Annotated in this window: 13 protein-coding genes and 1 pseudogene; 5 read left to right on the top strand and 9 right to left on the bottom strand. The window is 61.9% G+C overall.

The window, feature by feature from the left end:
• Positions 1-134: 134 nt before the first annotated feature.
• Positions 135-1,040: a hypothetical protein gene (locus WBR57_RS25100; RefSeq protein ID WP_424087633.1), complete on the bottom strand. Its 906-nt coding sequence runs from the start codon at positions 1,038-1,040 to the stop codon at positions 135-137.
• A 301-nt stretch (positions 1,041-1,341) separates the two neighbouring features.
• On the opposite strand from WBR57_RS25100, the gene WBR57_RS25095 reads away from it, so the two are divergent.
• Positions 1,342-2,025 carry a response regulator transcription factor gene (locus WBR57_RS25095; RefSeq protein WP_003219726.1) on the top strand — a complete coding sequence of 228 codons (684 nt, stop codon included), beginning with the start codon at positions 1,342-1,344 and terminating at the stop codon, positions 2,023-2,025.
• The gene (locus WBR57_RS25090) at positions 2,003-3,397 is read left to right on the top strand and encodes a sensor histidine kinase (protein WP_424087632.1); all 1,395 of its coding nucleotides are present in this window, start codon (positions 2,003-2,005) and stop codon (positions 3,395-3,397) included. Before WBR57_RS25095 ends, WBR57_RS25090 begins: the two co-directional genes overlap by 23 nt.
• A 73-nt stretch (positions 3,398-3,470) precedes the next feature.
• Here WBR57_RS25090 and WBR57_RS25085 read toward each other — a convergent pair whose 3' ends face one another.
• The 3 genes from WBR57_RS25085 to WBR57_RS25075 are packed head-to-tail and all read right to left on the bottom strand — an operon-like array spanning position 3,471 to position 5,734.
• Complete coding sequence (locus tag WBR57_RS25085) at positions 3,471-3,887, bottom strand: SRPBCC family protein (RefSeq protein ID WP_424087630.1); 417 nt, start codon at positions 3,885-3,887, stop codon at positions 3,471-3,473.
• A gap of 28 nt (positions 3,888-3,915) precedes the next feature.
• The gene (locus WBR57_RS25080) at positions 3,916-4,713 is read right to left on the bottom strand and encodes an SDR family NAD(P)-dependent oxidoreductase (RefSeq protein ID WP_424087628.1); all 798 of its coding nucleotides are present in this window, start codon (positions 4,711-4,713) and stop codon (positions 3,916-3,918) included.
• 16 nt (positions 4,714-4,729) lie between these two features.
• Complete coding sequence (locus tag WBR57_RS25075) at positions 4,730-5,734, bottom strand: aldo/keto reductase (RefSeq protein ID WP_424087626.1); 1,005 nt, start codon at positions 5,732-5,734, stop codon at positions 4,730-4,732.
• Positions 5,735-5,847: 113 nt separating this feature from the next.
• Here WBR57_RS25075 and WBR57_RS25070 point away from each other — a divergent pair, with 113 nt between their 5' ends.
• Complete coding sequence (locus tag WBR57_RS25070) at positions 5,848-6,747, top strand: LysR substrate-binding domain-containing protein (RefSeq protein ID WP_424087624.1); 900 nt, start codon at positions 5,848-5,850, stop codon at positions 6,745-6,747.
• Here the strand turns inward: WBR57_RS25070 and WBR57_RS25065 are convergent.
• Together WBR57_RS25065 and WBR57_RS25060 are read right to left on the bottom strand one after the other, a co-directional pair.
• Positions 6,710-7,621 carry an EamA family transporter gene (locus tag WBR57_RS25065; protein ID WP_424087622.1) on the bottom strand — a complete coding sequence of 304 codons (912 nt, stop codon included), beginning with the start codon at positions 7,619-7,621 and terminating at the stop codon, positions 6,710-6,712. The two genes, WBR57_RS25070 and WBR57_RS25065, sit on opposite strands and share 38 nt — an antisense overlap.
• Before the next feature lie 10 nt (positions 7,622-7,631).
• Positions 7,632-8,312, bottom strand: a complete 681-nt coding sequence (locus WBR57_RS25060; RefSeq protein ID WP_424087620.1) for a hypothetical protein — start codon at positions 8,310-8,312, stop codon at positions 7,632-7,634.
• 180 nt (positions 8,313-8,492) lie between these two features.
• Here WBR57_RS25060 and WBR57_RS25055 point away from each other — a divergent pair, with 180 nt between their 5' ends.
• Positions 8,493-10,655, top strand: coding sequence for a TonB-dependent siderophore receptor (locus WBR57_RS25055; protein ID WP_424087618.1), 2,163 nt, complete (start codon positions 8,493-8,495; stop codon positions 10,653-10,655).
• On the opposite strand, the gene WBR57_RS25050 is transcribed toward WBR57_RS25055, so the two are convergent.
• Positions 10,645-11,775: a multidrug effflux MFS transporter gene (locus tag WBR57_RS25050; RefSeq protein WP_424087616.1), complete on the bottom strand. Its 1,131-nt coding sequence runs from the start codon at positions 11,773-11,775 to the stop codon at positions 10,645-10,647. The two genes, WBR57_RS25055 and WBR57_RS25050, sit on opposite strands and share 11 nt — an antisense overlap.
• A gap of 99 nt (positions 11,776-11,874) precedes the next feature.
• On the opposite strand from WBR57_RS25050, the gene WBR57_RS25045 reads away from it, so the two are divergent.
• A complete protein-coding gene (locus tag WBR57_RS25045; RefSeq protein WP_424087613.1) occupies positions 11,875-12,645 on the top strand; it encodes an AraC family transcriptional regulator in 771 nt (256 codons plus the stop codon).
• Positions 12,646-12,649: 4 nt separating this feature from the next.
• Here WBR57_RS25045 and WBR57_RS25040 read toward each other — a convergent pair whose 3' ends face one another.
• On the bottom strand, positions 12,650-13,087 hold the full coding sequence (locus WBR57_RS25040) for a carboxymuconolactone decarboxylase family protein (protein WP_424087611.1): 438 nt from the start codon (positions 13,085-13,087) through the stop codon (positions 12,650-12,652).
• Between the two features lie 187 nt (positions 13,088-13,274).
• Positions 13,275-13,495: pseudogene (locus WBR57_RS25035) on the bottom strand (IS4 family transposase); the annotation flags it as partial.

Genomic DNA, 13,495 nt, shown 5'->3' with positions numbered 1-13,495 from the left:
CCCACATGGGTCCCGAGCCAGGCTCAGGTTTAGTGCATGAAGATCGCGATCAGAATGATGAGCGGGATAGGCACACCGAGGAACCAAAGCAGTAATGAGCGCATGACATTCTCCTTGAATTTAAGAGCCGTTAATTAACGGACGTAGTGTTCGGTTTCGACATACACCACCGCATCCCGACGACGACCGCCGAAGGTTGCAGCGAAGCTGGCGAAGAAAGCACCGATCAACAGGGCAACGAACATCCACAGCGAAGTCCAGGCAGCGACTTTGGCAGCGGTGTCGGCGGCTTGTTTGGCTTTGAGCTTGGCGTCTTCGATGGCTTTACGGGCATCGCCGTAGACCTTGTCGATACGCGCTTCGGCATCCGCCTGGCTGAGGTTGGTGCGCTGGCTGATCAACTGGGCCAGGTAGGCACGGTCTTCAGCGGCCAGTTGGCCGTCGTTGCTCAGGGTGCGAGCGAAGATACGCGCAACCACACCGTGTACCGCGTCATCGCTGACAGCGGCTGGACGGTCGTCACGGAACAGGCTGTCGACGTAGTAGCCGAAGTCCTGGCCACTGGCGCCTTTGGCTGCGCCGCCAACTGCCTGGCCCACTGCGCTGGCAGCACCGGAAGCCACACTGGCGCCCGCTTGCACGCCGCCGCTGACCACACTGCTGACCGAACCGACCACCAGGGTTGCGGTGATCAGCGTCGCCACGGCCCACGCCAGGAAGCCATGGGCGGTGTCGCGGAAGTACACCTCATCGCCATGCATATTGGCCCACTTCACGCGCAAACGGCCGGCGATGTAACCACCGAGGCCGGAAGCAACGATCTGGGTAAAGGCCAGCCAGATAATCGTGGAAATGCCAAGCCCTTTGGCGCTGACGCCGCTGTCGGCCCACGGCGATACCGCCGAAAAGCCCAGGCCGAAGCCCAGCAGCACCAGAATCAGGGACAGTGCGGCCGCTGCGGCAGCCCCCGCAAAGATGGCGCCCCAGGAAACCCCGGAGAGTGCGCTCGACTCTTGCAGCGTGGATGAGGATGTGATCATTGTTGTTAGCTCCCGGCAGGAAAAATAGTGTTACAACTCTCAAAAGGGACAGTGCAGGCAGCGTGCCAGTCAGCTTGAAATTTAATACCTTTATATTTCAACAACTTAAGTAAATTGAACTTACTTGAACCATGCAAGTTGCAAGAAATGACCGTTAAGGGCGTGCGTTATGCATTCCCAGGGCAGCGGCGGATGAAATTTGTGTCAGTTTTGCCAACATGAAGTTTTATTTAGGAAGCGTTCAGCCATTTCTTGGCAAAATGCCCCCACTTCTAGTGTGAATCGCTCACCAGGTAATCCTATGACCCGTATTTTGACCATCGAGGATGACGCCGTAACGGCCCGCGAGATCGTCGCCGAGCTGAGTAGTCATGGACTGGATGTAGATTGGGTGGACAATGGCCGTGAAGGCCTGGTGCGTGCCGTCAGTGGTGATTACGATCTGATCACCCTCGACCGCATGCTGCCGGAGCTCGATGGCCTGGCCATCGTCACCACCCTGCGCACCATTGGCGTGTCGACGCCGATCCTGATGATCAGCGCCCTCTCCGACGTAGACGAACGCGTGCGCGGCTTGCGCGCCGGTGGCGATGACTACCTGACCAAGCCTTTCGCTTCGGATGAAATGGCCGCCCGCGTCGAGGTGCTGCTGCGGCGTAAAAGCACGGTCAAGGAATTCGAAACCGCGCTGCGCGTGGCCGACCTCGAACTCAACCTGATCAGCCGCGAAGCCAGCCGCGCCGAGCAGCCGCTGAGCCTGTTGCCCACTGAATACAAGCTGCTGGAATTCCTGATGCGCAACACCGGGCAGATCCTCTCGCGCATGATGATCTTCGAGGAAGTCTGGGGTTATCACTTCGACCCGGGCACCAACCTGATCGACGTGCACATCGGTCGCCTGCGCAAGAAAATCGATCCACCAGGCCTCACGCCGCTGATCCGCACGGTACGAGGTTCCGGTTATGTCATTGCTGAACCCCTCTAAGGGCTGGCGCTCTTCCAGCAGTCGCTTGCTGGCGCTGTACAGTTCGTTGTTCGTGGCCTGGAGCTGCATCCTGATGGGGGTGCTGTACTACGAAGTGTCGGGTTACCTGAGTGACCTGTCGCGCCATTCGCTGATGCAGCGCCAGCATTTGTTCCAGCGTTTCGATGGCGAGGAACTGGTGGAAGCGCTGACCACCAGCATGACCTTCGACATGAAAGGCGTGGACGCCTACGGCCTGTTCGATGAACAGTTTCGGCCCTTGAGCGGCCCCATCCGCGCGATCCCGCCCGACCTGGCGCTGGACGGCAAGATCCACACCCTGGCCAACTGCGTCGACTCCGACGACCCCAAACTGCCCAAGGACAGCTGCGACGCGGTGGCCACCCACACCGATGACGGTCGCTGGCTGGTCTTGGTGCGCGCCAACGGTTCGCTGTTTGGCGTGACGCGGATCATCTGGCATGCCCTGCTATGGGCGCTGTCGCTGACGATTATCCCCGGCGCGGCCGGCTGGCACCTGTTGCGCCGCCGCCCACTGCGACGGATTCGCGGGATCCAGGCCAGCGCCGAAGCCATCGTCGCCGGCGACCTGACCCACCGCTTGCCGCTGTCCGATCGGCGCGACGAACTGGATATGCTCGCCGCCATCGTCAACGCCATGCTCGACCGCATCGAGAAGCTGATGAACGAGGTCAAGGGTGTGTGCGACAACATCGCCCATGATCTGCGCACCCCGCTCACGCGCCTGCGCGCGCAGCTCTACCGCATCAAGCAGGAAGCCGAGCAAGACTCCGACTGCGCGGTGAAACTCGACGATGCGATTGCCGAGACCGATACCCTGATGGCGCGCTTTCGCGGGCTGCTGCGTATTTCAGAACTGGAAGACCACCAGCGTCGCTCGGGTTTTCTGGTCATGGACCCACTGCCGTTGCTGCGCGAACTGCATGACTTCTACCTGCCCCTGGCGGAAGAAGGCGAATTGCAGTTGCGCCTCCAAGTGCCCGAATCCCTGCCGTGGATCACCGGCGACCGCGCCCTGTTGTTCGAAGCCCTGGCCAACCTGCTGAGCAACTCGATCAAGTTCTCCCTGCCGGGCGGCGAGGTGATCCTGCGCGGGCTCAACGATGCGGGCAGTACGCGTATCGAAGTCCACGACTCCGGCCCAGGCATACCGGCGGCAGAGCGCGCCGCGGTGTTCCAGCGCTTCTACCGCGTGGATGAAAGCGACCAGCAAGGCGGGTTCGGGTTGGGCCTGTCGATTGTGGCGGCGATCATCAACTTGCATGGGTTCAAGCTGGAAGTGGCCAGCAGCGAAAGAGGCGGTGCACGCCTGATCCTGGAGTGCCGCCAGCAGTTGATGCCCGAGGCCTGATCCATAGGCCAGCGAGGTCAAAATATGAGAGGGGGCTTGCCCCCTCCCACATTGGAGGGCGGTGACGCTCGGATCAGGCCGGGAAGTTGGCCCGCAACGCCTCAAGCCCGCCGCTATAGACGCCGGCAAACAACTCTTCCACGGCCTGGTCGGTCACGCCCGCTGCCGGCGTGAACACCCCGGACCAGGTGACTTTGGCCGACGACTCGCCCAGCGCCTCAACCTGCAAGGTTGCCAGGTAAGCACTCACCGGAAACGGCGATTGCTCGATGGTGTAGCTGTAAGTACGGCCCACATTGTCGAAGGTCTGCAAACGCTCGACCACCACACCTCCGTCGGCGGTTTGCAGGTGGCGCACGCGCCCGCCATCGCTGGGCTCGCTCTTGACGATAAACGGCAGCCAGTCCGGCAGGCTGTTGAAGCCGCCGACCAATTGCCAGACCTGATCGGCCGAAACCGGTACTTCAATCACAGAAGATGCTGTCGCCACAATAAATACTCCAGAAAAGGAAAAAAATTCAGATCGCCATGCTGTCGACCACGCCGCCGTCGACCCGCAACGCGGCACCGGTGGTGGCGGAAGACAAGGGTGAAGCAATGTACGCCACCAGGTTCGCCACTTCATCCAGATTCGCCGCACGCTGGATGATCGACGTGGGCCGCGCATTGCGCACAAACACATCGGCCTCTTCCCGCGCGCTGCGCCCGGACTTGGCGGTGGCGTCCTTGAGCATCTGCTCCAGCCCGTCGGTGAAGGTTGGCCCCGGCAGCACGGCATTCACCGTCACACCGGTGCCGGCCAAACGCTTGGCCAGGCCATGGGACACCGCCAGGTTGGCGCTTTTGGTCACGCCATAGTTGATCATGTCCGCCGGGGTCGCCACGCCGGACTCGGAGGACAGGAAGATCACCCGCCCCCAGCCCTGCCCGACCATGCCCGGCACATAATGCCGCGCCAGGCGCACACCGGAGATCACATTGACCTCATAAAAGCGCGTCCATTCGCTGTCCGGCGCCTCGAAGAAATCCACGTCGTTGAAGATGCCCAGGTTGTTGACCAGGATGTCGGCGCGCGGTTCGGCGGCGAACAGCTTTTCGGCGCCCTCAGGCGTGCCGAGGTCCGCCACCAGCCCGCGCAGGTCTGCGCCCGGCACCGCCTGGCGAATGCTCGCCAGCGCCGCATCAACCTTGCCCGCGTCACGCCCGATCACCACCACGGTGGCGCCGGACTGCGCCAGGGCCTGGCTGATACCCAGGCCGATGCCAGCCGTGCTGCCGCTGACGATGGCTACTTTGCCGCTTACATCGATGTTCATATTCAAACTCCTGAAGTTAGAGCGGCAAAGGGGCACGGTCCGAAATCAATCGGGCATCGCGCAATGCCTGCCAGAAGGCCGCCGGAATCTTCTCTGACAACGCCGCCACGTCTTCGGCAATTCGCCCCGGACGACTGGCACCGGGAATCACCGCAGCCACCGCCGGATGGGCCAGCGAGAATTGCAGCGCAGCCGCCTTCACACTCACGCCAAACGCCTGGGCAATTGCCTTGATCTGCTCGACTTTGCTGATGATTGCCGGGCTGGCTGGCTGGTATTCGAAGTGCGCGCCACCGGCCAGGACGCCCGAGCTGTAAGGGCCACCGACCACGATCTCGACGTTCTGCGCCAGGGCCACGTCCATCAGGCGTTGCAGGGCACGCTCGTGGTCCAGCAGCGTGTAGCGGCCAGCCAGCAGGAAGCCGTCGGGCTGGGCTTCGGCCAGGTCCAGGGTCAGCTCGCAGGGTTCCACGCGGTTAACGCCCAGGCCCCAGGCCTTGATCACACCTTCTTCACGCAGGCGGGTCAGCACCTTGAACGCACCGGTGCGCGCCTGGTTGAAGTAGTCCAGCCACTGGTCGCCGTAGAAGTCCTGGGCGATGTCATGAACCCACACGATGTCCAGGCGGTCGGTCTGCAGGCGCTCAAGGCTGTCTTCGATGGAGCGCAGCGTGGCGTCGGCGCTGTAATCGTTGACCATCTTGTTCGGGCGACCGTGTTCGAACACGCCGCTTTTTTCGCCGAGGTCGCGGGCGCTTTCTTCGACTTCGTCGAGGATCAGCCGGCCGACTTTGGTACTCAGCACAAAGTCATCGCGGTTGTATTGGGACAGGGTCTGGCCCAGGCGGATTTCCGACAGGCCCGAACCATAGAACGGCGCCGTATCGAAGTAGCGCACGCCCTGGTTCCAGGCAGCCTCAACGGTGGCCTGGGCTTCTTCTTCAGCAATTGCGCGGAACATATTGCCCAGCGGTGCGGTGCCAAAACCCAGCTGGCCGGGCAATTTGTCTTTCAAGCTCATGGTTGGATCCTCAATCTGTTCGTGGTCGCTATGACCGTTGGGCAGATCCTAGATTGCCGAGGTCGGACCGTCCAAGACATACTGCGACCAACTTGAGTCCCCCGAGGTCTGACATGATTGACTTGCGCCAACTGCGCTACTTCGAAGTCGTCGCCGAAGAACAACACGTCGGCCGCGCCGCCGAGCGCCTGCATATCTCGCAGTCGCCGTTGAGCCGGCAGATCGCCCAGCTTGAAGAACGCCTGGGCCTGACCCTGTTCGAACGCAGCCAGCAGCGCATCCGCCTGACCCGCGACGGCCAGACCTTCCTGGCCGAAACCAAGGCACTGTTGACCCACGCCAATCGCCTCGAATCCCTGGGCAAACGCCTGGGCCGGGGCGAAGAAGGCGGCCTGTGTATCGGCTACATCGAGAACGCCATGCACGCCGGCGTGTTGCCCAATGCCTTGCGCGTATTACGCGACGACCGCCCCGCCGTGCACATCAAGCTGTACAACCTGCCGTCCCTCGAACAACTCGAGGGTCTGCGCCAACGCAGCCTGGACATCGCCCTGGTCGGCGAACCGCCTGCCGCCGACGACCCGGACCTGACCGCCCTGCAAGTGCTGGACGACCCGATGCTGCTGGCCCTGCCCGAGCATCACCCGCTCGTTCAACAAGCCGTGCTGTTGCCCGAACACCTGGCCGAGCAGCAATGGATCGGCGTGCAACGCAAACCCGGCGCCAACCCGGCCGATGACTTCGTCACCGCCTGCATCCGCTCCGGTTTCACCCCACAGATTCCCATGGAAGCGGGCGAGCCGTTTACCGCGCTCGGGCTGGTCGCCTCAGGGCTGGGCGTGGCCATGGTGCAAAAAGGCCTGAGCCGCAATGCCCCGCCCGGCGTGGTGTTGCGTGAGCTGCCGTGGCTGGCCTACACCACGCCGCTGTGGGCGGCGTGGCATCGGGTCAACCTGCGCCCCTTGGTGGAAACCTTCAGAAAGGTGCTGACCGAACCTTCACCCGGGCCCTGAAGCGGGCCGAGATACCACTTGAGTTGACGAAAATTGCGATCCCCATAAACACCAGGCCAATCGCGACGCCCTGCCCCAGGCTCAGTTGCTCCCCCAAAAACACGTAGGAGGTGAGCAACCCCGAGACCGGCACCATCAGCGACAGCGGCGCCACAAGCGAAGCCGGGTATTTCTTCATCAGGTTATTCCACACGCGGTAACCGACGATGGTGGTGACATAGCACTGGAAAACGATTGAGAACGCCGCCCCCCAGGTCAGGTCCGTCACCAGGTTCTGCAGCGGCCCGACCCCTTCGAAGCGCAAGGTCATCAGCAGCAGGATCGGAATCGAAAACAGGCTCGACCAGACGATAAAAGCCACCATGTCCTCCGGCTTGTTGACCTTGACGATCAAGTTGCACAGTGACCACGACAGCGCCGCCACCAGCACCAGCAAAATGCCGAGTGTGGTCGAGGGTTTTTCGCTGAAGTGCAGGATCATGAACAGCCCCAGCGCAGCACACAGCATTCCCGCTCCATGGAGGCGACTGATCGGTTCATTCAGAAACAGCCGGCTCATGATAATGGTGAAAAATGCACTGAACTGCAGGAACACCGATGACATTCCGGCCGACAATCCGTTGTGCATCGCCACATTCACCACGCCCCACAAACCGGCGCCAAACAGCACGCCATATGCCGCCAACGTGGCATAGGACACGCCCTCTGGTTTGGGGATAAACAGCACCAGCGGCACCGCGCAGAACGTGAACCGCAACAGCGTCAGCAGGAACGGATCAAGGGACTGCAGGCCCAGGCCGATCACGGAAAAGTTGGCGCCCCAGATGACCGTCACGGTCAGGCCCGCGAGCAAATCGGTTTTGCTTAATTGCATCGCGCGCTCCTTATGCCAGAGTCTTCGGCTGCAGGCCGTAATAGACGAAGTTGTCGAAGTCCTCATGGCGATAGGTGTCGTGGCGCTCGTAATAGTTGTACACCACGGACAGCTTCTGCTCCGTCTCGGTGGGCTCACTGTGGTGCAGGGTTTTGCGTCCTTGCATGATCAGCAGCGAGCCCTTGGTGGCGTAGATCCGGCGGTGTTCGATCCACGGCTTTTCCTGGCTCGGGTGGCAGCGCTCCACCTGCATGCACAGCGGCGCTTCCTGGTTGGTGGTGAGAAACAGCAGCACGGTGATGCCGTTGGTGTCGTAGTGCAGCCCCAGGGTGCCGCCCCCTGCGGGGTAGGCCTTGATATTGATATCCGAGAGCGGGTACGGCGACACCACGGTGTCGGTGTGCGTGACCAGGCTGACCAGCGGCACCAGGCTGTGGTAGATCGCGGTCAGTTCCGGCAGGTGGTGGCGGACATCGTCGCCTTTGAAGATATGGTGGTTGTAGGCGCCACCCAAGTCCGAAACGGCATCGGTGCCCAGGCCCTGGTGGTTGACCCAGTCCACCCCTTGCGCCGCAATAACCCGATTGACCCGTGCCGCCAGCGTGTCACAGAGGTCATCCGGGATGATCCCGCCGATGACCGTTGCAAGGTTGTAGAAGTAGTCGTACCGGTGCTGACTGACGTTGAACATGCGCATCCTCCCTGGACAATATGTGTGCGGGGCGCAATGTACGTAAAGAATTCCAGCTTGGTAACTAACCGTACGGTCAGTAGTAAAACGCCAGTAATGCTGTTTTTCAGAAACTTGTAAAACCCCGCACTTCCCCCTAGCTTATGCGCCCCCCGTCCTGCGCTTTAAGGCCCTGCCCCCATGGTTTTGCGTTTTCGTCCTGTCGTCACATCACGTTTTGCCCTCGGCCTGTTGCTCAGCGGCGGCATCGGCAGCAGCCTCGCGGCTGAAATCGAACTGCCGGCGGTGCAGGTCCAGGGCCAGGACGAGTCCGGCTACCGCAGTGACACCGCCTCGGTCGGCGGGTTTGCTGAAGCGCCGTTGCTCGACACGCCGGCCTCGATCACGGTGATCAACGCCGCGCTGATCAAGGACCAGCAGGCGCGCCTGCTCAGCGAAGTGCTGCGCAACGATGCCTCGGTCGGCGACAGCTATGCGCCCATCGGCTATTACGAAAACTTTGTGCTGCGCGGCTTCTCGCTGAATGCCGCCAGCAGCTACAAGATCAACGGGCGCACCATCACCGGCGAGCAGAACGTCGGCCTGGAAAACAAAGAGCAGGTGGAAGTGCTCAAGGGCCTGGCGGGCCTGCAGAGCGGGATTTCCGAACCCAGCGGCGTGATCAACTACGTGACCAAGCGCCCGCAGGACGTGCGTTCGGTAACGGTGTCCAGCGATGATCGCGGCAGCGGCTATATCGCCACCGATGTCGGCGGCTGGTTTGGCAGCGAGCAGCAATTCGGCCTGCGCGCCAACGTGGCCCATGAAGACCTCGATTCCTATGTGGAACACGCCAATGGCCAGCGTGATTTCGTGTCTCTGGCGTTCGACTGGAACATCAGCCCCGACGCCGTGCTGCAACTGGATGCCGAGTACCAGAACAAGCAACAGCGTTCGGTGCCGGGCTACCAACTGCTGGGCGGCAGCGAAGTGCCGCACGACGCCTCGCCGAAAAAACTGCTCGGTCACCAGAGCGGTTCCAAACCAGTGGGTATCGACTCGCTGAACCTCAACGGCAAATTCGAATACCGCTTCAGCGACCAATGGAAAGGCAGCGTCAGCGCCGCGCGCAGCAAAGTGGTAATCGACGATTACAGCGCGTTCGCCTGGGGATGCTATGGCTCGACCAGTTGCACGTCGAGCGTGCCGAATTACTTCAGCCCGGAAGGCAACTACGACGTCTACGACTACCGCAGCCCCGACGACACCCGCCGCGACGACGAAGTGCAGGCGGCGATGACCGGGCTGTTCGACACCGCAGGCATCGGCCATGAACTGACCTTCGGCACCAGCGCGTTTCGCCGGGTGATCGACAAGCGCAAATCGGTCAACGAGTACATCGGCACCACCAACATCGACGTCGACGCCCCCACATTCACGCCGACTGATGTGCCGCTGAACGCCAGCCATCGCAACCTCGACAGCCGCCAATACGGTTTGTTCGTCAGCGACCGCATCCGCTTCAACGAGCAATGGCAAACCATCCTCGGCGGCCGCGAAGTGCGCCTGGATGAACACGCTTTCGACGGCACCACGGGCAATCAGGTGCGTCAGACCCAGCAGTACGTGTTCCTACCCCAGGCCGCGTTGATTTACAAACCGGTCGAAAACATCTCGCTGTACACCAGCTACAGCAAAGGCCTGTCCCTGGGCGGCACCGCGCCGTGGTTCGCCAGCAATGCCGATGAAACCCTGGCGCCCACCACCTCGCGGCAAATCGAAGCCGGCGTGAAATACGACTGGCGCCGTATCAGCTTCGCGGCCGCCGTGTTCCAGACGCGCCAGGCCTACCAGTACGCCAAGCCGGATGGCGCCGGTGCGTTCACCTACGTGCAACAGGGCGAGCAGAAGAACACCGGGCTGGAGTTGTCGGCCAACGGCTGGGCTACCGAGCGCTTGCAGATCGCAACGAGCGTGGCGGCCATTCGCGCCCGGGTAACCGGCAGCGGCACGCCGGACTACGAAGGCCACCAGGCGATCAACGTGCCCAAGTTGCGCGCCAGCCTCTACGCCGACTATGCCCTGCCCTGGGTAGAGGGTTTGGCCGTGCTTGGCGGCGTGCAATACAGCGCCAAGAAGTACGCGAACCGCACCGGGAATGTGGAGGTTGGAGACTATGCAGTGGTCAATCTCGGCAGCCGCTACACCACCAGAATCGATGGCTACGAGACCGTGTTTCGCCTGAGCGTCGACAACCTGTTCGACAAGCGCTACTGGCGCGACGCGGGCGAGTACATGGGCGATGACTATCTGTTCCAGGGCGCGCCACTGACGGCGCGCCTGAGTGCTTCGGTCAATTTCTGAGGCCGCGCGGCGCTGCCAGCCACAGCGCCGCCATACCACAGGTCAGCAAGCTCCAGCCAAGGTCCTGGGCCCAGGCGACCAGGCTCAGCCCGGCGCCGATCACCAGGTAATACAGCAAGCCAAACACGGCGGCGGCGGTGCCCAGGCGGTCCTGATACGCCACCAGCGCCGCACCCAATACGTTGGGGATTGCCATACCGAACGCCAGCACCACCAGCAGCATCGGCCATACGAATAACCAGCTGTGTTGCAGCATCACCACCCACAGCCCGCCGATTACCGTGACGCCGGCGGCGATCAACACCAACTGCTCGCCGCTCACGCCGCGCTTGAGCAACCGTTTGTTCAACCCTGCCCCGGCACCTGAACCCAGCGCCAGCAACACGCCGCTATAGCCGAACTGGGTGGCGGTCAGCCCCAGGCGCGCGAAGATAAACGGCGCCACGCTGTAATAGGCAAACAACGCGATATTGAACGCGGCCACCAGGCCGACCGAACGCCATATGCCTGTATCCCTGAGCATCAGCCCGAGGGTCTGGCTCAGGGAGGCGGTCGGCACCGAAGCCGGGCGCGTCTCGGGCAAGCCGCACAGGCAGCCGACCCACAACACAAGTGCCAGCGAGAGCAAACCCGCGAGCATGCCGCGATAACCGAAGTACGCCACCAGGGTCGCCCCGCTGAACAGGCCAAGTGCCGGGCTGGCGGCCAGGGCGATGCCCATCACTGAGAACACCTGCGCCAATTGCGCGCCAGAGTAGCGGTCGCGCAGCACCGTCTGCGTGACCACCGAACCGACCGCCGCACCAAAGGCGGCAATGCTTTGCGCCAACAGCAAGCCGTTGAACGTGTTCACACTCAATGCCAGCAGCGAAGCGGCGACGTACATCGCCAAGCCGGCCAACATCACCGGGCGCCGGCCCCAGCGATCACACAACCGCCCCCACACCACCACGCCGAGCGCAAACGCCAGGAAGTACACCGACAGCGTCTGCCCTGCCCGCTCCGGCGCGACCGCAAATGCCTGGCCGATATCGCCCAAGGCAGGGCTGTAAAGGGTCTGGGCCAATTGCGGAAACATCAACAAGGCCGCGGCCAGCACCAACAGGTTTTCAGGTTTCATAATGGGTTCTTCCCAGCACATCAGCGCAAGGATTCTAAACAGTAGCTATCGGGGTATTATCTCGACTTTGACAATTTACCCTTCAAATCGGACAACCTCATGGCCTGGCTTGCTGCCGATGCTGCTTTCGACCCTGACCGTTACCCGGCGCCCGTGATAGGCATCGCCGCATTGCTGGGCGAACACGACTCCGGCCTGCATCAGCACCGGCGTGGGCAACTGCTGTTCACCCAGCAGGGCTGCACGCGCATCACCCTGGATAACCAGCTGTGCCTGCTGCCACCGACACGCGCGGCATGGATACCGTGCGGTGTGCCTCACCGCGCAGTGATGCACAAAACCGTGGATTATCGGTCGGTGTATATGAGCCAGATCGTGGCCGATCAACTGCCGAAACAAGTGCGAGTGATCGAGGTCAGCCCATTGCTGCGCGCCGTGCTGGAACCCATGGCCATGGCCCCCTTCGAGACCGATTGGCAGCGTGGCCGCTACTCCCATCTGCTGGCGTTGTGCGTGGATGAAATCCTGCAGGCCGTCGAGCAGCCCCTGCTCTTGCCCCTGCCCCAGGACAAGCGCCTGGCGCCGTTGCTGGCGGCGCTTGACCGCTTGCCGCCAGCGCTACACGACCTGGAAAAACAAATCGGCGCCAGCGCCAAGACCATCGGCCGGATCTTCCTGCGGGAAACCGGCATGGGGTATCAGCAATGGCGCCAACAGTGGCGTTTGATGCGGGTCATTGAACTGCTTGCCACGGGGCGCAGCCTGGGCTACTGCGCCTTTGAACTGGGTTTCGCCAGCGACAGCGCGCTGATCGCCTTTTTCAAGGGCCTGACCGGCACCACGCCGCGTGGCTATTTCAAGGCAGGTTGAAGGGTTACTTGGGCATCTTGCGAAAGCCTACGGCGAGGCGGTTCCAGCTGTTGATCGTGGCGATGGCGACGCTCAGGTCGACCTGCTCCTTGGCGCTGAACTCGGCGGCCAGCGCGTTGAAATCTTCATCCGGGGCGTGGGTCTGGCTGAGCAAGGTCAGGCTTTCGGCCCAGGCCAGGGCGGCGCGTTCACGCGGGGTAAAGAACGGCGTTTCGCGCCAGGCCGAGAGGGTGTACAGGCGGCGTTCGGTTTCACCACCTTTGCGGGCGTCGGCGGTGTGCATGTCGAGGCAGAAGGCGCAGCCGTTGATCTGCGAGACACGCAGGCGGATCAGTTCCAGCAGTGGCAATTCGATGGACAATTTGCCGACAGCGGCTTCCAGAGCGAGCATGGCTTTCATGGCGTCTGGGGAGGCGGTGTAGAAATCGGTACGCGGTTGCATGGTGGTTCTCCGGAGCGGTGGGGTTGGTGGCTAGGTTAGTGACCGGAGGGTGGGGGAGGAATATCCAATTCCGGGGAAGAATGGGTGACCAATTTTTGGGGTTTTGGGGTTTTGGGTGCATATCCGTTGCTGCGGTTATGGCCGCCTATGGTTTCGCCCTTACGGCCATCCCTTTCAAGGTCTTGGTTTAAGGCTGTTTATTCGATTTAGCAGCCTTGAGCACTCTGTCTGTCGATAGATGAACTCGTGCCGCCTTGCCTTCCAACCACTCTTTGGGTTTTGGTTTTTTAGGGCCGCGGGTGCTTTTGGAAACTTGCTTCGCTTTGATTAACCTCGCCAGTCCCAACAGCCGCTCTGCAAGTCCTCGCGGAGTCTGTTCAACTGGGAAGTTTTCCGCTGGCACAGCGA

This window comes from Pseudomonas sp. (assembly GCF_049590575.1).
GTDB lineage: Bacteria > Pseudomonadota > Gammaproteobacteria > Pseudomonadales > Pseudomonadaceae > Aquipseudomonas.
This window is presented reverse-complemented; position numbering and strand designations above follow the sequence as displayed.